The sequence below is a fragment of the Empedobacter sp. 225-1 genome (genome assembly GCF_030328185.1).
In the GTDB taxonomy this organism is placed as follows: Bacteria; Bacteroidota; Bacteroidia; order Flavobacteriales; family Weeksellaceae; genus Empedobacter; species Empedobacter stercoris.
On sequence record NZ_JACALO010000002.1, the window covers coordinates 15,953 to 37,494 of the forward strand.

Annotated in this window: 21 protein-coding genes; 19 read left to right on the forward strand and 2 right to left on the reverse strand. The window is 31.2% G+C overall.

Annotated elements, in window-relative coordinates:
- Positions 1-2: 2 nt before the first annotated feature.
- The 19 genes from HX088_RS00775 to HX088_RS00865 all read left to right on the forward strand — a co-directional run bounded on the left by HX088_RS00775 (position 3) and on the right by HX088_RS00865 (position 19,145).
- Positions 3-1,445 carry an MBOAT family O-acyltransferase gene (locus HX088_RS00775; RefSeq protein ID WP_286482977.1) on the forward strand — a complete coding sequence of 481 codons (1,443 nt, stop codon included), beginning with the start codon at positions 3-5 and terminating at the stop codon, positions 1,443-1,445.
- 3 nt (positions 1,446-1,448) lie between these two features.
- Positions 1,449-2,390, forward strand: a complete 942-nt coding sequence (locus HX088_RS00780; RefSeq protein ID WP_260541077.1) for a hypothetical protein — start codon at positions 1,449-1,451, stop codon at positions 2,388-2,390.
- A 1-nt stretch (position 2,391) separates the two neighbouring features.
- A complete protein-coding gene (locus tag HX088_RS00785) occupies positions 2,392-3,069 on the forward strand; it encodes a glycosyltransferase (RefSeq protein WP_286482978.1) in 678 nt (225 codons plus the stop codon).
- Positions 3,070-3,540 (forward strand): glycosyltransferase, encoded by a 471-nt coding sequence (locus HX088_RS00790; RefSeq protein ID WP_286482979.1) that lies wholly within the window; start codon positions 3,070-3,072, stop codon positions 3,538-3,540.
- Positions 3,541-3,554: 14 nt separating this feature from the next.
- On the forward strand, positions 3,555-4,430 hold the full coding sequence (locus tag HX088_RS00795) for a UbiA prenyltransferase family protein (protein ID WP_260541071.1): 876 nt from the start codon (positions 3,555-3,557) through the stop codon (positions 4,428-4,430).
- Positions 4,420-5,742: an FAD-binding oxidoreductase gene (locus HX088_RS00800; protein WP_225540344.1), complete on the forward strand. Its 1,323-nt coding sequence runs from the start codon at positions 4,420-4,422 to the stop codon at positions 5,740-5,742. The genes HX088_RS00795 and HX088_RS00800 overlap by 11 nt, the downstream gene beginning before the upstream one ends.
- Entirely contained in the window at positions 5,739-6,464 is a 726-nt protein-coding gene (locus HX088_RS00805) for an SDR family NAD(P)-dependent oxidoreductase (protein ID WP_225540346.1), read from the forward strand. Before HX088_RS00800 ends, HX088_RS00805 begins: the two co-directional genes overlap by 4 nt.
- Positions 6,464-7,054: an HAD-IB family hydrolase gene (locus HX088_RS00810; protein ID WP_286482981.1), complete on the forward strand. Its 591-nt coding sequence runs from the start codon at positions 6,464-6,466 to the stop codon at positions 7,052-7,054. The genes HX088_RS00805 and HX088_RS00810 overlap by 1 nt, the downstream gene beginning before the upstream one ends.
- A gap of 26 nt (positions 7,055-7,080) precedes the next feature.
- Entirely contained in the window at positions 7,081-8,589 is a 1,509-nt protein-coding gene (locus tag HX088_RS00815; protein WP_225541290.1) for a DUF8728 domain-containing protein, read from the forward strand.
- On the forward strand, positions 8,589-9,731 hold the full coding sequence (locus HX088_RS00820; protein ID WP_286482982.1) for a glycosyltransferase: 1,143 nt from the start codon (positions 8,589-8,591) through the stop codon (positions 9,729-9,731). The genes HX088_RS00815 and HX088_RS00820 overlap by 1 nt, the downstream gene beginning before the upstream one ends.
- A complete protein-coding gene (locus HX088_RS00825; protein ID WP_225540350.1) occupies positions 9,732-10,283 on the forward strand; it encodes a serine O-acetyltransferase in 552 nt (183 codons plus the stop codon).
- A 3-nt stretch (positions 10,284-10,286) separates the two neighbouring features.
- On the forward strand, positions 10,287-11,351 hold the full coding sequence (locus HX088_RS00830; protein WP_225540351.1) for a glycosyltransferase: 1,065 nt from the start codon (positions 10,287-10,289) through the stop codon (positions 11,349-11,351).
- On the forward strand, positions 11,351-12,340 hold the full coding sequence (locus HX088_RS00835) for a glycosyltransferase family 2 protein (RefSeq protein WP_286482983.1): 990 nt from the start codon (positions 11,351-11,353) through the stop codon (positions 12,338-12,340). Before HX088_RS00830 ends, HX088_RS00835 begins: the two co-directional genes overlap by 1 nt.
- A 6-nt stretch (positions 12,341-12,346) precedes the next feature.
- Positions 12,347-13,465, forward strand: coding sequence for an EpsG family protein (locus HX088_RS00840; RefSeq protein ID WP_286482984.1), 1,119 nt, complete (start codon positions 12,347-12,349; stop codon positions 13,463-13,465).
- Positions 13,456-14,202 carry a glycosyltransferase family 2 protein gene (locus HX088_RS00845; protein WP_286482985.1) on the forward strand — a complete coding sequence of 249 codons (747 nt, stop codon included), beginning with the start codon at positions 13,456-13,458 and terminating at the stop codon, positions 14,200-14,202. Before HX088_RS00840 ends, HX088_RS00845 begins: the two co-directional genes overlap by 10 nt.
- Positions 14,189-15,292, forward strand: a complete 1,104-nt coding sequence (locus HX088_RS00850) for a glycosyltransferase family 4 protein (RefSeq protein ID WP_286482986.1) — start codon at positions 14,189-14,191, stop codon at positions 15,290-15,292. Before HX088_RS00845 ends, HX088_RS00850 begins: the two co-directional genes overlap by 14 nt.
- A gap of 54 nt (positions 15,293-15,346) precedes the next feature.
- Positions 15,347-16,090 (forward strand): polysaccharide biosynthesis/export family protein, encoded by a 744-nt coding sequence (locus tag HX088_RS00855; protein ID WP_260541047.1) that lies wholly within the window; start codon positions 15,347-15,349, stop codon positions 16,088-16,090.
- 2 nt (positions 16,091-16,092) lie between these two features.
- Positions 16,093-18,564: a polysaccharide biosynthesis tyrosine autokinase gene (locus tag HX088_RS00860; RefSeq protein ID WP_225541297.1), complete on the forward strand. Its 2,472-nt coding sequence runs from the start codon at positions 16,093-16,095 to the stop codon at positions 18,562-18,564.
- A gap of 62 nt (positions 18,565-18,626) precedes the next feature.
- Entirely contained in the window at positions 18,627-19,145 is a 519-nt protein-coding gene (locus HX088_RS00865; protein ID WP_498761059.1) for a sugar transferase, read from the forward strand.
- Between the two features lie 49 nt (positions 19,146-19,194).
- Here HX088_RS00865 and HX088_RS00870 read toward each other — a convergent pair whose 3' ends face one another.
- Both HX088_RS00870 and HX088_RS00875 read right to left on the reverse strand, forming a co-directional pair.
- Positions 19,195-20,823 carry an acyl-CoA carboxylase subunit beta gene (locus tag HX088_RS00870; protein WP_225540365.1) on the reverse strand — a complete coding sequence of 543 codons (1,629 nt, stop codon included), beginning with the start codon at positions 20,821-20,823 and terminating at the stop codon, positions 19,195-19,197.
- Between the two features lie 69 nt (positions 20,824-20,892).
- The gene (locus tag HX088_RS00875) at positions 20,893-21,480 is read right to left on the reverse strand and encodes an acyl carrier protein phosphodiesterase (protein WP_286482987.1); all 588 of its coding nucleotides are present in this window, start codon (positions 21,478-21,480) and stop codon (positions 20,893-20,895) included.
- Positions 21,481-21,542: the final 62 nt, after the last annotated feature.

The following is a 21,542-nucleotide window of genomic DNA, read 5'->3' on the forward strand; positions in this document are numbered from 1 at the left end:
ATATGCTATTTAATTCTATTTCTTTTGCTATTTTTTTACCTATCGTATTTGCACTGTATTGGTTACTAAGAAAGAGTTTTAAACTCCAGAATATATTACTTTTAATTGCAAGTTATTATTTCTACGGATGCTGGGATTGGCGTTTCATGTTTTTGTTAGGCTTTTCGACATTATTAGATTACTATTCGGGAATAAAAATAGAAGAAGCTACTTCGCAAAATTTAAAAAAGATTTGGCTTACCATTAGTATTGGAATCAATTTAGGTTTTCTTGGATTCTTTAAATATTATAATTTCTTTGCAGATTCTTTTGCAGAAATGTTAAATGGTTTTGGACTGAATGTGCACCCATGGACTTTGCAAATCATATTACCTGTGGGAATTTCTTTTTATACATTTCATGGGTTATCATATATTATTGATATTTATTATAACCGAATAAAAGCTGAACGTAATATTGTTGATTATTCGGTGTTTGTTAGCTTTTTTCCGTTGTTAGTAGCAGGACCTATAGAAAGAGCAACGCATCTTTTGCCTCAAATCAAAAAAACAAGGGTATTTAATTATTCGCAAGCAGTAGACGGAATGCGTCAAATACTTTGGGGATTATTTAAAAAAATGGTCATTGCAGATAACTGTGCAATTTATGCGAATGAAATATTCTCTAATCCAGAATCGCAATCGGGATCTAATTTAGTTTTAGGCGCAATATTTTTTGCCTTTCAGATTTATGGCGATTTTTCTGGCTATTCAGATATTGCATTAGGAGTTGCTCGTTTGTTTGGAATAGAACTTTTAAAGAATTTTAATTACCCCTATTTTTCAAGGGATATTGCAGAGTTTTGGAGAAGATGGCATATTTCATTATCAACATGGTTTCGTGATTATTTGTATATTCCATTAGGAGGAAGCCGAGGAGGAAACTGGATGCGTGTAAGAAATACATTTATCATTTTTATCGTAAGTGGATTTTGGCACGGTGCCAATTGGACATTTATATTCTGGGGATTTCTAAATGCACTGTTTATAATGCCTTCAATTTTATTAAAAACAAATCGTACTAATTTAGAAATCGTAGCACAAGACAGATTTTTCCCTACGTTTAGAGAACTATTCAACATGATGTTGACATTTGCTTTAACCGTTTTAGCTTGGATATTTTTCCGATCGAATTCTATTACCCACGCTTTTGAATATATTGGAGGAATTTTTAATCAATCTTTGTTTACCTTTCCAACATTGCGTAAAAGTGCTTTAGCAACGCTATTTTTAGTTGTTTTCTTATTGTTAACGGAGTGGATGGGGAGAAGAAATAATTATGGAATAGAAAAATTACTGCTTAAAAAACCAAGATGGGTTAGGTGGAGTTTTTATGCTTTTGTCCTTATGTTAATAGGTTTGTTTCTACAAACAGAAGAAAGTCCTTTTATTTATTTTCAATTTTAAGCAATGAAGAAGTTTTTAATTAATATCGGCTTGTTTTCACTTTTTGCTATGATTTTTTATTTGGTCATCATGCCAATTTGGAGCTCCGTTTTACCATTTTATATGTCGAAAAATGTTAGAAGCTGTATGGGATGTTACGGACACACCTTTACACGGATGCAAGATGCTCAAAAAACAACAAATGTAGATGTCTTAATTATAGGTTCTTCACATGCTTATCGAGGAATTGACCCTCGTATTTTAGCTAAAGAAGGAATCTCTGCTTTTAATTTAGGATCAAGTGCTCAAACTCCTATCAACACAAAGGTTTTATTACATCAATATTTAGAACAAATTAATCCAAAACTTGTTGTTTATGAGGCTTATGCAGGAACTTTAGCTATTGATGGAGTGGAATCTTCATTGGATATTCTGAGCAATAATAAAATTGATATTAATTCAATTAAAATGGCGAATGAGGTACATAATCTTTTAGCATACAATACGTTGATTTTTTCTGGTTTTCGTCAAACTTTTGGATTGAATAAAACGTTTTCTGAAAAAATACACCAAGAAGATGATACATATATTTCGCCGACGGGATATGTTGAAACGAAGTATAGGAAAAATATATTTAATAAAGGAAATAATACCTCTTGGAATCTGAAAGAAAGTCAAAAGGAAGAGTTGATTGATAATGTTAATTTCATAAAAAGTAAAGGAATTGATGTCTATATCATTCAAGCACCAATTACCAAGATATTGTATAACAGTATAGATAATCACCAAGAAGTTGATCAATTTCTAAGCACTTTAGGAAAATATAAAAATTATCAGGGCTTAGTTGAATTGAATGATTCAACGGATTTTTTTGATAACAACCATTTAAATCAAATAGGCGTTGAGAAATTTAATCAACCTTTAGTAAGTGATATAAAAAACATCTTAGAAAAAAATAAGAAATAAAATGTCAGACCAACCTAAAGAAATACTATTTGTATATTATAAATTATTTAAAGCCGGAGGAGTAGCAAGAGTTCTTGTGTCATTGGCAAATGAATTGGTGAAGCAAGGACATGGTGTTACTATTCTTGTTCTAATTAACAATACAGAAAGTTTTTTTGAATTAGATAAACGGATAAAGATAGTTGCAGTTGATACGTTTTCACATTGGGGATTCAAAAAAATAAATGTGAATTTAAACAAATATTTTCCAAAATTGCCCTATAAAAATAACATCAAAAATTATGTTTATGATTTCGGTCAATGGGAAATGTTGAATAAATGGATCAATAAAAATCATCAAAATTATGATGTGATTATTTCTTCTTGGTACAAGCTGTCAGCTCAATTGGCATTGAATAAAAACGTGAATCGCAAAACAATTGCTTGGGAACACGCAAACTTCGAAGTAGGAGGCAAGTTGTGGAAAGATACGTTTAGAAAATATTATAAAAATTTAAAAGCTGTTGTTTGTATCAATTCAAATTCATTAAATTATTATAAAAATATTCATTTAAAATCTTATTTAATTCCTAATTTAATCGGTGAACCATTTGAGTCTTTTGATCAACAATTAATAGATAAGAAAGAAAATACGTTAATCTATGTCGGTCGATTAGATGCAGATAAGAATATTGGTTAATTGATTGATATTGTTAGTGAGGTAGATTTAAAAGATTTTCAATTCAAAATTATTGGTGATGGCCCAACGAAGCAAGCTCTTGAAAATAAAGTTAACTCATTAATGGAGTTGAAAAATAAAATAAACTTTTTAGGAAGCAAGAATGTAAACGAGGTTTATCATGAGTTATCTAAAAGTAAAGTATTTCTTTTTACGAGTAAAACCGAATGTTTACCTACTGTTTTGATCGAAGCTATGATGATAGGTAACGCTTTGGTTTCTTATGATTGTAATTATGGACCATCAGATATTGTGAATGAAAAGAATGGTTTTTTAATACCAATGCATGATAAACAATTATTCAAAGAGAAATTACAATATTTAATTGATAATCCTCAAGAATTAGAAAATTTATGCAAATCCAGTTATGAACAATCCAAAAAATGGAAGAAAGAAAAAATATTGAATCAATGGATTACTATTTTAAAATAAAACAGATATTTTAAATGACACACTATCTAAAACTTATGCGAGTCAATCAATGGGTGAAAAATTTGTTTGTTTTTTTACCATTATTTTTCTCGGGAAATCTATTCAATATTGATTTGTTAATCGAATCATTTTACGGATTTCTGATATTCTCTTTTGTGGCAAGTAGTATTTACATCATCAATGATTATGTTGACATCGAAAAGGATAAAAAACACCCAGAGAAAAAAAACAGGCCATTGGCGAGTGGAAAAATCTCTAAACAAAATGCGTTTATCTTATTTTTGGTATTGCTTGTTTTAACGTGCTTTCTACTTTGGACTTTTGGTACGTTACAAGTTGCGATTCTTGTCGGGATTTATTTTTTAATGAATATTGCTTATTCGTTCAAACTTAAACAAGTTGCCATATTGGATGTGATGATTATTGCATTTGGCTTTTTGTTACGAGTTTTTGTTGGCGGTTATATGACGGGGATTTTAGTAAGTGACTGGACCATTTTGTTGGTGTTTGATCTTGCGTTGATTTTAGCTTTAGGAAAACGAAGAGGAGAATTGGTGAATGCCGAATTAGAAGGCGTTACTCGGAAATCATTGAACGGCTATAATCTCAATTTTCTTAATTCTGCATTAGCAATAACTTGTACCGTAGCAGTCATTTGTTACATGATGTTTATCCTTTCTCCCGAAACACAATCCAAATTTCATCATTATATAATTTATACCTTTGTCTTTGTTTTTGCGGCAGTTTTACGTTATTTGCAACAGACATTTGTGTATGCTAAAACCGAATCCCCAACGAAATTAATTTTTAAAGATCATTTTATCCAATTGTTGATTGTGTTGTGGGGAATTAGTTATGTTTTATTGATTTATTTTAATAATGGAAAATAAAAAATTAACTCCAGTAGCTAACTGGGGACTTTATCCATCTATAAAAGCACATGTTGTCACTCCAACAACAATTTTAGAATTTCAGGAAGCAATTCTTTCGAATGAAGAATTAATTGCTCGTGGAAATGGACGTTGTTATGGGGATGCTTCATTGCAAAATACCATTATCTCAACTTCGAAATGGAACAAGTTTATTGCTTTTGATCGTGAACATGGCATTATAGAAGTTGAATCGGGTGTTTTATTATCCGATATTTTAGAAGTTTCTGTTCCATCAGGTTATTTTATTTCAGTGACACCAGGAACCAAGTTTATCACCGTAGGTGGAGCTATTGCATCAGATGTTCATGGGAAAAATCATCACATCGACGGATGTTTCTCTGATCATTTAATTCAGTTCGATTTGATGATAGAAAATGGTGATGTTTTACGTTGTTCGAGAAATGAAAATCAATCCTTATTTTGGGCAACTGTAGGAGGAATGGGATTAACAGGTGTTATTCTTTCTGCCAAATTCATGATGAAGAAAATCGAAACCGCTTATATCCGAAATGAAGCTATTCAGGCTAAAAATTTAGATCAAATTTTTGAGTTATTCGAATCTTCCGAATCTTGGACATATAATGTCGCATGGTTAGATTGTTTACAGAAAGGAGAGGCTTTGGGAAAATCGATTATGTTGCGTGGAGAACATGCTACTTTAGATGAATTACCAAATAAATTCACGAAGAATCCTCTTCAAATCAAAAAGAAATTTAATTTAACTATCCCTTTCTTTTTTCCAAGATTTGCATTAAATCCATTGTCAATTAAGATTTTCAATTGGTTGTATTTTAATAAGCAAGGTAAAAAACACCTGAAGAATTATGTAGATTACGAAACTTTTTTTTACCCATTGGATGCTGTTCATAATTGGAACCGTATTTATGGTAAAAATGGATTCATTCAATACCAATTTGTTATTCCAAAAGAAAGAGGGAAAGAAGGAATGCGTAAAATATTAGAGACCATTGCAGCAAGTGGAAATGGTTCTTTTTTGGTTGTATTGAAATTATTTGGAGAAAATAATCCACAAGCTTATAATTCTTTTCCAATGAAAGGTTATACGTTGGCTTTAGACTTTAAAGTGAATGATAAATTAGAAAAACTAATTGGAAGTTTAGATAAAATTATAATGGATTACGGAGGACATATTTACCGAACGAAGGACGCAATGTCAAATCCTGCATTAACAGATTATTTAAACCACATCGATTCTCCAAAATTTGAGTCGATGCAAAATGAACGTATCAATAGATTTAAGCAAAAATGATAGTATTAGGATCAAATTCAGACGTTGCAGTAGCTTTTGTAGAAAAAGTTTTAAAAGAAGGAAAACGTTTTCCAATGGTTTATTTATTTACTTCCAATGTTGATAAAACGGTTAAGTTAGCCAACCATTTTTTTGCGAAATATGAGCAAACATGTGAAGTAGTACATTTTGATTTAACCAAAGAAAATGATTTATCCCAACTTCATCACATTGAGTCTGAATTGTTATTTTGTGCGGCAGGATATTTAGGGAAAAATTCGGAAGAAGGTTTGTATGACGATTGGAATACCAAACAAATTGTCGAAATCAATTATTCGAAGCTAATTGTTTTAATGAATCATTTTGCAAAGAAATTTGAAGAGAAAGGTGCTGGAACAATTATAGGTCTATCATCTGTTGCAGGAGAGCGAGGGCGACAAAGTAATTTTATATATGGTTCGGCCAAAGCAGGATTTACAGCTTATTTAGCAGGTTTGAGAAACTATTTATTTCACAAAAAAGTCCACGTTATGACAGTGATTCCTGGATTTATGGACACACAAATGACGGCTGATATCGAAACACCAAAACCATTAACCGCACAACCAGAACAAGCTGCAACGATCATTTACAACGCTTATAAAAAGAAAAAGAATGTGGTATATGTGACATTTGTATGGTGGGGAATTATGATGATTATTCGAAATATACCCGAGTTTATTTTCAAAAAACTTAAAATGTAATGAATCGCAAATTATATCTTTTTGATTTTGATGGAACTTTAACAAAGAAAGATACCTTATTCGATTTTTTAAAATTCTCTTTTCCTAAAGTCTATTTTATTAATTATCTGTTGTTTATACCATTATTTGTCGGTTCTAAATTAAAGCTTTTAGAAGCTGGATTTGTAAAAGAAAAATTTATTTCAACATTCTTAAAAGGAAAACCTTATGTTGAAATCAATCAGTTAACACAGAGCTATTTTGAACAGAATCACAACGAATTAATCCATCCAAAAGCAGATGAATACATCAAGTCATTAAGTAATTATCACGATAAATTTATAGTATCGGCATCGGTTGATTTTTGGGTTCAACCTTTTGCTGATTATTATGGAATGGGGTTAATTTGTACTAAAGCAAAGTTCGACGAACAAGGTTTTTATTCAGGTTATTTTGCTTCACCAAATTGTAATTATCAAGAGAAAAGAATTCGCATCGAAAAAGAAATCGACTTGTCTTTATATGATGAAATCATCGCTTTTGGTGATACAAAGGGAGATGCTGCTATGTTTGAAATTGCTTCTGAGCGTTATTATCAATTTTTTAATTAATATATTTGTTGCACTAAACTAAACTTATGGAAAACTTTATAGATAAGAAGAAAGTATTCTTTGCTTCTATTCTCATAATAGCATTAAAATCAATTTTCTTTTTTACTCGCCATATTCAAGAAGATGCTTTAATCTCTTGGCGTGTTGCCCGTAACATTATAGAATATGGTGTATATGGTTATAATGGAGTTGAAAAAATTTCTGCTTCTACCACTCATCTTTATGTTTTTATAGGCGTTATTTTTCAATCGGTTTTCGGAGAAGGAAACTTTATTTATCCTTTACTTATTTTTAATACCATTTTATTTACGATTGGGATTTATTGGTTAGGAAAACTACTTTTTAACACCACAACAAAACTTATCTTATTTATCCTTTTTGTCAGTTTTTTACCACCGGCTATAAAAATGTCTATTTTAGGAATGGAGTTCGGAATGCTGTTCTTTTTCTATATGGCACTTATAAAGTATGGGTTTGTTGAAAGAAAAAATTGGGCTTTTATTGTAATGCCTATACTTATTCTTTGGACACGAATAGATACGTGTATTTTCTTAGGGTTATTGTTCATATATGATGTGATACAGCAGCGAAAATGGAATACAGCTCTAATGATTGGAGGTATTTTAGCGGTTGTAACTACAGTTGCATTCAACTGGTTTTATTTTGGGGAGATTGTCAATAATACAATCACTTCTAAGAAAAATAATTATTCTAACCCAACTTTATTAGAACGTTGGGCAGAATTTAAATATTTTGGACCAAATTTTTTTGGAATCATAAAATTTCCAACCTCAATTTATAATTTTTCGACATTATTATTTTTTATTATCTCATTAATCAGTCTATTCTTTCTTTCGGGAAAATTAGAAACTAATCGTAAAAAAGTAGTTGGATTTTTATTCCTTTTTGGTTTGGTCAAAACGATTATATTCGGAGCAACAAATTCATGGTTTGACTGGTATTATTGGATACCTCAAATTTGTTTGTTCTTGCCAATTATAATAGTTGTATTAGACTCGGATAAATATAAATCCTTGTCAATTGCTTATTTTGTTGTTATTTTTATTCCTTTTACCGTTTACCAAGCTGTACATTCTATAGCAACTGGACATGGAGAATGGAATCATGCACGCAAGATTGGGTTGTATTTGGATTCGATTGAGCCAAATAAAAACAAATATATCTTCTTAGAACCTGCTGGTTATATTCCCTATTTTTCTAAATTGAAAGTCATTGATTATGTAGGATTAGTAGACAAGCGCTTGACAGACGAAAACATTGTTGAAAATGGGAAAGAAGTTGGTTTTTCCAACTTGATTAATAAAGCAAAACCCGATTATATTTTAGAAGATTTTAAACCCATGTTCAAAGGAACTTTAGCAGATCAATCTATTTATGAGGATTACGAACTTATAAAAGAATTTAAAATAGAGGATGTTGCTAAATCGGATCATCCAATATTAGATAAGATTTATAAATTCAAACCATCAGGTAGAGATTTTTATTTATATAAACGTAAATCGACAGCTAAATAATGGGTCAAAAAAAGAAAATATTAATACGTATTGGCTCGCTTCGTCATGGAGGTGCTGAAAAAGTATTGGTCACTTTTCTCAAAAATCTTTCACCAGAAAAATACGAAATAGATTTATTGTTGAATCTTTATTCGGGTAAATACCTAAAAGATGTTCCTTCTTGGATTACTATCTATTACTTGAATAAAGGTGAAATGATTACGACCAATCGTCTGCAAGATATTCCCCAAAAAGCTTATCGGGTAATCTATCAAGCGATTTTAAAGAAATTTCCAAAGTTGCTTTACACGTATATTTTACCCAATAAAACGTACGATATAGAGTTTGCTGCGATTCATGGAATGGCTGACGAAATTTTAAATTCGCCGATCAAATCATCTAAAAAAATCGTTTGGATTCACAATGATTTATCCAATATTCCAGCATATACAGACGAACGTTTAAAGTCTTTTTTTAAGTTTGATCAGATTTTAGTGATTTCTGAAAAGATCAATCGACTTTTTTTAGATTTGGCGACTACGGAAGCTGAAAAAAAGAAAGTAGTTCGCATTTATAATCCAATTGATGTGCACGAAATAAAATCATTAGCAGCTGAAAAATGTGACATCAAGAAAGCTGAGAATCAACCAACTTTTGTATCTATTGGTACGGTTTTTCCTCAAAAAGGTTTTGATCGTTTATTGCGAGCTCACAAACGTTTGTTGGATGAGGGTTTTCCACATCAGGTATGGATTGTGGGAGATGGTTATGATTTTCCAACGATCAAGAAGTTAGTGGATGACTTAAAAGTGAATGATACAGCTCACTTAATTGGATTCAAAGAAAATCCATATCCGTATTTTGTATTGGCAGATTTTTACATTTTATCGTCTCGTTACGAAGGTTATCCTACGGTTTTATTTGAGGCGATGGTTCTTGAAAAACCGATTATTGCAACCGATGTATCAGGAGTTAGAGAAATGTTGAATGACGGTGAGTTAGGTTATATCATCAAAAATGAAGAGGAAGCAATTTATGAGGGAATGAAGTATTTTATTCAACATCCTGAAATTGCAGATAACTATCAACAAATTATTGCATCAAAATCATTGCCTTTTCAATTAGAAAATGCCGTACATTCAATCGAAAAATATTTAAATTAAATGAAAACAATTATTCAGAAAGATTTTTATAGAAATTTTGGGTATTGGACCAATTCGCCTTTTCTAAAAGGCTTTATGAGCCCTGGTTTTCGATTTATTTATTGTTTAAGAAAAGCCCAACAATATTCATCCAAACATCCTTTTGGCATTTTTTATCGTTTGTTGCTTCGTCGCTATTCAATCAAATACGGTTATCAAATTTCAGCAAAAACAGAAATTGGAGCTGGTCTTAATTTAGGGCATTGGGGAACAGTTGTTGTAAACCCAAAAGCAAAGATTGGTAAAAATTGCAATATTGCACATGGAGTTACCTTAGGGCAGACAAATAGAGGAAAGTCAAAAGGTTATCCTACGTTAAAAAACGATGTTTGGGTCGGAACTAATGCAGTTATTGTTGGAGGTATTACGATTGGAAATAATGTATTGATTGCACCTAATAGTTATGTAACGCAGGATGTACCTGATAATTCGGTCGTGATGGGAAATCCTATGCAAATTGTGCCGAATGAAAAAGCGACTGAAGGATATATTAATAATAGAATAGAGGATTAATAGTTGAAAACTATACTTTTTATATTACCAGACCTTAATCAAGGTGGAGCAGAACGTGTCATTACAACGTTGTGTAACGAACTGGATCGAACAAAGTTTTCCCCAAAATTAGTGCTTTTCAAAAAGGAAGGTTATTATTTGAATCATTTAAAAAAGGATATTGAAATCATCGAATTAAATATCTCTCGTATTCGATATTCTATTTTTAAGATTGCTCCATTAATCAAAAAAATAAAACCCGAAATTGTTTTTACAGGTTGGGGTGAAATTTCTGCTTTTTTATCACCCTTAATTCCATTGTTTCCAAAAACGAAATTTATAACGCGTGAAACAAATGTTGTTTCAAAACATGTTACGCGAAAAGAAATTCTATTTTTCTATCGTTTTTATCCTAATTTTCATCAAATCATTGCGCAAAGTGATGATATGAAAAACGATTTGATTCAGAATTTTAATATTTCGGAACATAAGATTGTTAAAATTAACAATCCAGTTGATTTTGATTTAATTAACCGATTAAAAGAAGAAGAGGTGAGTGTTGGTTTTGACACGAGCTATAAAAATATTGTGGCGATAGGTAATTTGTCTCCGCGAAAAGGATTTGATTTGTTACTCGATGTGATGAATGAATTGAAACATGAAAAAATACAGTTAACTATTCTTGGTGATGGTGCCTTTAAAGATGAGTTGATTAAACAAAAGGACGAGTTGAAATTAGCGAATGTGAGGTTTCAAGGAAATGTTCCGAATCCGTTTGTGTATTTAAAGCATGCTGATTTGTTTGTTCTTTCATCCCGTTACGAAGGTTTTCCGAATGTATTATTGGAAGCAGGTGCGTGCGGAACCTATAGTTTGGCAAATAATGCGCCTGGAGGAATCAATGAAATTATTCAAGAAGGAATCAATGGGGAAATTTTTCCAATAGATAATACGAAAGGTTTTGCGCAAAAAATAAAAGAAGTTTTAGCACATCACCATCCAAAAGAACAGCTTGTAGAAAGTATCTTTTCTCGATTTAGTAAACAAATAATTATAAAACAATACGAAGCTATTTTTAATCAACTATAATGAATAATCCACCTAAACTATCAGTTATTGTTCCTGTTTATAATACCGAAAAATATCTTTCGAAGTGTTTAGATTCTATTTTGAATCAAACCTATAAAGAACTTGAGGTGATTGTAGTAAATGATGGTTCGAAAGATCATTCGCAATCAATTATCGATCAGTACAAACAGATTGATGCAAGAATTGTTTCTATTCTGAAAGAGAATGGAGGGTTAAGCGATGCGAGAAATGCAGGTATCGACCATGCGACAGGTGATTATTTGGCTTTTATAGATTCGGATGATTACATTGATAGAACGATGTTCGAAAAAATGGTTGATTTGAGTGTGCAACATCGGTCAGAAATTGTTTTTTGTGATTTGGTAAAAGTAGATGAATTTGGAACTGAGTTTCGTGATTTACCACAGTCTCCACAATTACCAGAAAAGATTATTTTGGAGAATGATCTGACTATTTTTGGTGAAATGAGTTGTTTTTCTTGTAATAAAATTTTCAGAAGATCGTTGTTTAACAAGCATCGTTTTAGAAAAGGAATTCACTTTGAAGACATCGAATTGATACCGAAATTAGTTTTAGATGCTACAGTTATTTCTAAAATTAATCAACCTTTTTATAAGTATTTTGAACGCCAAGATTCTATTACAAAGACCCATACGGCGAAAGGTTTGGATATGTTTGTTGCTGTAAATGAGGTGACAAATTATTTTTATAAAAGTAAATACAATACATTTGCAACCGAGCTAAAACGTTTTCAAATCATTCAGGGGTATTATTCGTATTTAGCCTATGTGGCCTATGTAAAAGATAAAACCTTGAAAAGTAGAATGATTGAAGCTTTAAGTGATTTTCTGAAAGAGAATCACTTAACAAAGAAAGAGCTTAAAAATTATAATCGTTTTGAAAAGAATTACTTAAATTCATTACCATTGAAAAAAAGAATGTATTATTATTTGTCACTTATGAACCTTCAACTGTTAATTAAATTATAATTTGAAGTGAGTTTAATTTATTTATTCATATTTTCTTTTCTGCTTATCGCATCAATATTAGAGTTTTCTGATAAAAAAGTCAGTAAACAATTGTATGTGTTAATTGTTGTGATAATGTCACTAACAGCTGGTTTTGGTTATGGTTTAAGCCCTGACTGGATTGCTTATTTTAATACGTTTAATATGCTATTAGATGTATCTTGGCCAGAATTTGATCGATTTGCTTACATGGCAGGTATGGAAAAAGGCTTCCTTGGTCTAAATAAGCTATTGGTAGATTTTGGCTTTGATTTTGGAATGCTCACTTTGCTTGTGGCATCAACTTCCTTAATTTTAAAATCATCAACTTTTTACAAATATGGTGGTTTTCCTTTCCTTGTTCTATTTATCTATGCCATGCCAAACTTTATGTTTGAGGAGCATGTGCATATTCGTCAGGGTTTAGCCAATGCAATTGCAATATATTCAATACGCTATGTGATTGATCGAAATTTAGTCAAATTTTTAATTTGCATTGCGGTAGGTTATCAATTTCATGAATCTATTATTGTTTTTGTACTTGCCTATTGGATTGCTCCAATGAAATTTGACGAAAAATTTATAGGTTGGATCGTTTTATTTTCAATTATAGGTTTTTATACAGGATTAAATTCAATCATAGAGGTCATCATGGACTTTATGCCTATTGGGCAAGATAAGTTTGAGAGCTATCAAAGTGATTTATACGCACAAGGCGATGGGGTGGCTATAGGAGATTTTGTAAAAATTATTTCTATTCTATCCATTATCATTTATAATAAATATGCTGTTCACGATAAATTGTATTGTTATTTCCGAAACTTATTTGTTTTTGGTGTACTACTTTACTTCTTCTTAGGGAAAGGAATTTTTGGTATTCGATTACCAGGTTTTTATTTAGTTTTTTTAGGTTTAACGGTAGGGAGATTGGTGTATGTTTTTGACGGAGATAAATTTAAACTAAACTTTATATATTTAAGTTTTGTATCATACACTGTCTTGTTGATTTTTTGGTTCCAAGTAAAGCAAGGACATAAATCAAATTTTGGAAATTATCGAACTATTTTTAATAAAGAGGCCGTGTACGGATTATGGAAATGGAATTAGTATCTATTGTAACGCCTTGCTATAATTCGGAAAAGTATATAGCGGAAACTTATCAATCAATAAAGGCACAGACTTATTCTAATTGGGAATGGCTTATTGTTGATGATTGTTCAACTGACCGTTCGGTTGAAATTATAAAATCGTTTCAAGATCATCGAATTTATTTAAGTAGTCAAACAGTTAATCAAGGTGCTGCAAAAGCAAGAAATATAGCACTTTCCAAAGCAAATGGAAGGTACATCACGTTCATCGATAGCGATGATTTGTGGTTACCAGATTTTTTAGAAAAAACGATCAATTATTTACAATCAAATGATGAGCAATTAGTTTACACAAGTTATAAACGAGTAGATGAAAATTTGCAACCCTTGTTAGAGGATTTTATTGCGATTGATAAAATTGATAGTAATCGAATTTTATACAACTGTCCAATTCCGATGTTAACATCTGTTTACGACTCCAAAACTATAGGGAAAATTACTGTTCCTGATGTAGAATTAAGAGAAGATCATGCGATGTGGATTGATTTGTTAGCTAAAATAAATTACGCAAGAGCAATTGAAGAACCCTTAGCTATTTATCGAATTAGAGATAATTCTGTTTCGAGGGATAAATTTAAAATAGCAAAAAAACAATACGATGTCTATAGAAAATATTTAAAAATGAATTTTTTTAAATCTTCTTATTACACTTTTTTTTGGGCATTGAATGGATTAAAAAAATATGGAAAACTTTAAATTATTAGACTATTTATATACACTGGATATTTCTCCAATTTACATCAATATTTTGGGTTCATTTTTTTTTGCATTGACTATCACTTTGATTTCTATCCCTAAAATAATTAGAATCTCTTATAGAAAACAATTAATGGATGTGCCAGGAGAGCGTAGTTCTCATACGAATAAAGTTCCTACCTTGGGAGGTGTCGCATTGTACTTTGGTATTGTGGTTTCGACTTCTATTTTTGCAACAGATTTAGGTGTTAATTATTCCTTTTTTCTATCGGCTATTACCATCTTGTTTTTTATAGGATTAATGGACGATCTATTAGTTGTAGCACCAGATAAAAAACTATACGGACAACTAATAAGTACAATTTTAATTATTTTTGGTTCAGGAATTATGATTAATTCATTTTCAGGACTTTTTGGAATTTATAGAATACCATACGCTGTAGGGGTCTTGTTAACGATTTTTATATTCATTGTTTTGATTAATGCTTTCAATCTTATTGATGGAATTGATGGACTTGCAGCAGGAGTTGGAGGCGTAATTAGTCTATGTTTTGTGTATATTTTTTATCGAATTTTTGATTATGGCATAGGTATACTTGCCATTAGTACACTCGCTGTTTTAATAGGTTTTGCACGATACAATCTTTCCAAAAAATTTAGAATATTTATGGGGGATACAGGATCGATGGTCATAGGTTTTATTTTAACCTTTATGGCGATTCGATTTCTTTACATTAGCGAAACCTCCAATCTTGGCTTAAAGACTGGACCAGTACTTCTACTGTTTATCTTTGTGATTCCTATTGTAGATACTTCTTATGTTTTTACTGTTCGATTACTCAGAAAAAGAAGTCCATTTGCACCAGATAAAAACCATTTGCATCATCAATTTCTAAAATTAGGTTACAATCATTTGCAAACGTCGATCATTTTAGTATTAATTAACATTTTTTTTATAATCGTTGGGTATTATTTTAGAAATATTGAAATTAATAAACTATTTTTGGTTTTTATTGTTTTATCAATAAGTTTTGTTATCTCTCTAAGATATATTGTAGTATTAAAAAATAATAAAAACATATCATTATAAAAAATGCTTTACTTAAAATCAACTTTAACCAAAACCGCTATTTTATTGATCATCATGAATTTATTTTCATGTATATCACTTAAAGATGTTCAATTAATTCAACCAGATCAAAATTTAAAACTTGATGCTAAAGGGAAAATCGCTTTCGATAAACCTGAATACTATATTCAAAAAGGGGATCGCATTTTAATCAATGTTTCAAGTGCTTCTAAAGAATCTATGGGGATTCTAAGTGATTTTATTTCTTCAGGAAATCAAACTTTTGTTCAAGGAGAGAATTCAGGTGTATTAGTCAGAAAAGATGGAAACATAGAATTACCTCGAATTGGGAATATACATGTAGAAGGGTTTACTATAGAACAGGTTCGTAAGATAATTCAAGATGAATTTTATAAAATTTATGATGAGAAAGGAACTTTTATAGATGTAAATTTAGCAGGTATAGAATATACTATAGTGGGTGAAGTTAGTCAAGGGACATTTCGGGCAAATAAAAGAGATTTAACCATTTTAGAAGCTTTCGCTAAAACAGGATCTAATAATATATATGCAGACCTGAAAAATGTTCGTATAATCAGAACAGATTTGGATGGAACTAAGCAGGTTTATGTGGACTTGACAAAAGAATCTATTATGAATTCAGAGTATTATTGGATTCAGAATAATGATATTATTGTTGTTAATCCACGTAAAGAAAAAGTTTGGGGAGTTGGTCTAAACCCACTGAGCGTCGTTACAACAGTGATGGGAGCTATTGCAACTATTTTAGGAGTTTATTTATTTTTTGATAAAATTTAAGAATGGCGAACACAACGAATAATCAAAAAAGTAAGAAAAAACAATCTGACTTTATTGATGTAGAAAGGCTTATACCCAGGTTACTTAATGAGTGGCCATTATATATAATATCAATGCTGATTGCTTTAGCAGTTGCTTATTATTTAAATAACTGGAAACTGAATAAAATTTATTCGGCCAATACAACGTTTAAAATCAAGGATAATAGTTCGGCGAATAATTCTTTGGCATCTAATTCGATTAACTTCATTTGGGGAGGTAATGCCAACAAAATTGACGGATTATCTTATACTTTAACATCTCGTATTCATAATGAAAAAGTTGTTAAGAAGGCAGAATCCTATATTTTTTACACAGAAGAAGGCAGATTAAAAAAATCTAATATTTATAAATTAGATGCACCATTCCATGTGCATATTGATACATTTCATCAACAAGTTGCAAACGTAGATGTAAGAGTGAAGCCAAAGGATCAAAATTCATTTTATCTTGAAGTTGAAAATGCTAATGGATCGTTGTATCAATTTACAAAAGATAGTATTATTAAACCAGATGTTTTGAATCTTCCTAAAATTGGTTATTACAATCAATGGATGGTTGGAAAAAACTATAAAATAAAACTAACTCGCTCAAACGTACCGTTCTCAGAAAGTACAATTTCATTTAAGTTAGTGACTATTAAAGATGCAACATCTAGAGCGGTTAAGAATTTTAGTGTGTCAAATCCATCTAAAATTTCAAGTATTATTTCGGTTTCTAAAAATGCTGAAAGCTTAAATGAAGCAGTCGATTTATTAAATAATTCAATTCAGGTTTTAATAGAAAATGAACTTGCAGAGAGAAATTTATCGGCATATCAGACCAAAAAATACTTACAAGAAAGAATTGCAGCAGTAAAGCTAAAGTTAGATAGTTCAACGAATAATTTGCAAGAACTGCAAAAACAAACAGGAGTTTATAATTTTAATACAAAGAAAAGTGAACTTTTAGGAAAATTAACAGCTTTAGATAAAGAACGTATAGAAGTAGAAGAGAAAATTAATGCTTTGCACCGTTTAATGCCTAAAAAATCGAGTAGTGTTGATAATTTAATAGCGCTTAATATTGCAGGACTTGATGTTTCGTACTACATGACAAATGTAGATCAATTGGATAATCTTGAAAACCAACGAGAGCAAATGCTTAAGGTTTACAAATCAAATACGGATGAGATTAGAGAAATAGATCGTCAATTAGCGAAAACAAGAAACAATATTTCGAATGTTGTCAATGCGCATTTACAAAAGTTGAACACCGATTTGTCCATGATTAATGCCAAATTAGCGGAGTCTGAATTCAAAGCAAAAGATTTACCATACGAAGAAATAGAATTTGTGGAAGCAAATCGTGGGTTTGAGTTGAATAGTACAATGTATTCTACGTTGATCAATCAGTTAAACACAACCGATTTGTCTTTAGCCTCTATTGTCTCTGATATTACAATCATTGATCCTGCGAAGAATCAAGGTCAAGGATTTATTTACCCAAATCCAAATCGTAATTACTTGATTGCTTTAGGAATTGGTTTATTGATTCCTCTTATTTATGTGGTGATTAAAGAATTGTTAGATTTTAAAGTTCGTGTATTAAAGGATATCACAGGACGTACAAATATTCCAATTATTGGTTTGGTTGGTCCGTTAGGGGACAATTCACCATTAGTTGTTATCAATAATCCTAAATCTGGAATTTCAGAATCATTTAGATCTATTCGTTCTAATTTAAAGTATTTATATAAACATCCAGGACTCGACGAGCATAATAAAACCATTTTAGTCACTTCATTTATTGGAGGTGAAGGTAAAACGTTCAACGCGATGAATATCGCCAGTTCAATCGGTTCGATGGATAAGAAAACGATTCTGATTGGATTAGATTTACGTAAGCCAAAAATATTTGATGATTTTAATATCAACAATAAAGTTGGGGTAACAGATTATGTAGCAGGTTATTTAGATTTAAATAAAATTATACAACATACAATTTTACCTAATTTAGATGTTATTACAGCTGGTCCAATTCCTCCAAATCCTTCTGAATTGATTTTGAGTAAACGAATGGATCAATTGTTTGCTGAATTGAAAGAAAAATATGAATTTGTGATTATAGATTCGCCACCAATTGGATTGGTAACAGATTCTTATGATTTGATGTGTTATGCTGATTGTACATTGTATGTGACGCGTTACAATTATTCAGAGAAAAACTTTATTACGGCGATTTCGAATAAATACGATGTAGGAGAAGTGTCGAATGTTGGAATTATATTCAACGACTTCCAAATCAAAACGGGTTACAGTTATGGCTATGGTTACGGTTATGGCTACGGTTATGATTACGGTTATGGCTATTTTGCTGGTGACGAAGATTTTGATAATTCATTCTTTGGTAAACTTAAACGATTAGCTACTCGTATTAAAAGTAAATTTTTTTAATTAAAATGTTATTAAAGAACATATTTGATTATATACTTGCATTAATCCTACTATTTTTTTTAGTGGGATTAATTGTTTTGTTAGTTATCATAAGTTCTTTTGATACGAATCAATTTGGTGTTTTTACTCAAAAAAGAGTAGGGAAGAACGGCAAGTTTTTTACTATTTACAAAATCAGAACAATTAAAGGATTTTCTGAAAATACAATTACCACCGATCAACATCATATTACAAAATTTGGAAAAATTCTAAGAGATTATAAATTAGATGAACTGCCACAGTTAATTAATATTCTAAAAGGTGAAATGAGCTTCGTTGGTCCTCGTCCTGATGTAAAAGGTTATGCTGATGTATTGGTTGGAGAAGATCGGATAATGCTTCAGGTAAAACCTGGTTTAACTGGGCCTGCTCAATTAAAATATCGACACGAAGAAGAACTCTTATCCGATGTTACAAATCCAAAAGCTTACAATGATGAAGTTCTTTGGCCAGATAAAGTGAAGATTAATGTCGACTATGTGAAGAATTGGAGTTTTAAACAAGATTTAATTTATATGGTTCAAACACTTATAAAAAAATAAAAGAGAATCCTAAATTGGATTCTCTTTTATTTTTGAAAATAGAGTAATATTATACTTGAATGACTCCTAAGTTAAATTGTTTTTCAATTGGTGCATGATTCGCTGCTTCAATTCCCATCGAAATCCATTTTCGTGTATCTAACGGATCAATAATTCCATCTGTCCACAAACGTGCTGCAGCATAGTATGGGCTCGTCTCATCGTTGTATTTTGCCGTAATTTCGTCTAATAATTCTTGTTTTTTCACTTCATCTACTTCAACACCTTGTGCTTTCAAAGAAGCTTCTTTGATTTGGAACAATACTTTCGCTGCTTGTTCACCTCCCATAACTGCTAATTGAGCTGATGGCCAGGCAGCAATCAATCGTGGATCATAAGCTTTTCCACACATGGCATAGTTTCCAGCACCGTAAGAATTACCAACTACAATTGTAAATTTTGGAACAACAGAGTTTGATACTGCATTAACCATTTTTGCGCCATCTTTGATGATTCCACCATGTTCTGATTTCGAACCAACCATAAATCCAGTGACATCTTGTAAGAAAACCAATGGGATTTTCTTTTGATTACAATTCGCAATAAATCGAGTGGCTTTATCAGCAGAATCTGAATAAATAACACCGCCAAATTGCATTCCGTCTTTTTTAGATTTTACAATTTTACGTTGATTGGCTACAATTCCTACCGCCCAACCATCAATTCGCGCATAAGTACAAATGATTGACTTTCCATAATCGGGCTTGTATTCATCCAATTCAGAGTTATCAACAAGTCGGTTAATAATATCATACATATCGTATTGTTCGGCACGAGATTCAGGCAGAATGCCATAGATTTCTTTTTCGTCTAATGCTGGTTTTGCAGCTTCAATTCGATTAAATCCAGCTTTATCGTAATCTCCAATTTTTCCTACAATCGATTTTATTCGATCCAAAGCATCCTTATCATCTTTGGCCTTATAATCTGTTACACCAGAAATTTCGCAATGTGTTGTTGCTCCTCCTAAAGTTTCGTTGTCAATGTCTTCTCCAATTGCCGCTTTTACCAAGTAGCTCCCCGCCAAGAAAATAGAACCCGTTTTATCTACTATCATTGCTTCATCGCTCATGATTGGTAAATAGGCTCCTCCAGCAACACAACTTCCCATGACCGCAGCAATCTGTGTAATTCCCATTGAAGACATGATGGCATTGTTTCGGAAAATACGTCCAAAGTTTTCTTTATCCGGAAATATTTCGTCTTGCATAGGTAGATAAACTCCTGCACTATCGACTAAATAAATAATTGGTAATCGATTTTCCATGGCAATTTCTTGCGCTCGCAAATTCTTTTTTCCAGTAATTGGAAACCAAGCGCCAGCTTTTACTGTTGCATCATTTGCTACAACAATACATTGTTTTCCAGAAATGTATCCAATTTTTACTACAACACCTCCTGAAGGGCAACCGCCATGTTCTTTGTACATTCCATCCCCTGTTAAAGCACCAATTTCAATGCTTGGTTTTTTATCATCAAATAGATAGTCAACACGTTCACGAGCTGTCATTTTTCCTTTGCTATGCAACGCATCAATTCTTTTTTTACCTCCGCCAAGGTAAACTTCATTTAGTTTGTTACGCAGTTTAGAAAGTAATAATTTGTTATGATCCTCTCTTTTATTAAAAGTTAAATCCATTGTGGTTTTCTGTTTGTTTACAGCTCTAAACTAATGAATTTTCTCCAATTCTTAAAATCAAATTTAAACTTACAAACCTGTACATACAAAGTTTTTGCAATGCGATTGCAATTGAGGAAAAAAGTGCTGAAAATCGTTTTCTAATTTTGAATAATTTTGTTCAAATTCAGGAATGATATGATGTAAATTATTTTTGAATTTAGTTCGACTTCCAACTCCTTTCAAAGTTTTTTGAACACCTTCTATTGTTGAATAGTTTTCGAACCAATCATATTTTAAAAGGTAAAAAATGATTTCTTGTAATTTTTTTGGGAATGAAGGATATTTATCTTCAAAAAGTTGATAACAATTTGTTTTAAAATTTTCGAACGGAAATTCTGAGAAATCATTCCAATGTTTAATCAAAAAATAATCGTAAATCACATCAATAATAATCGGTGAAAATTTATGTTGTGTGTTGTGAAAATAACTCGAGCTTCGTTTCACAATTTCGTGCGAATCGGTAAATGAATCAATCGATCGATGAAGTAAAATTCCTTTCTGAATCTCAGTTTCATAATTCATGAATTGATTTCCTTTAACGATTTCTCCAAGTAAATTTCCGATTTGGAGCGATTGATTTCCGAACGATAAAAATTGGTGTGCGACAAAGTTCATATGGCTTATTTAGTTGCATAAAGTTAATTCTTTTTTAAATGATACCATGTTATTTTATAATC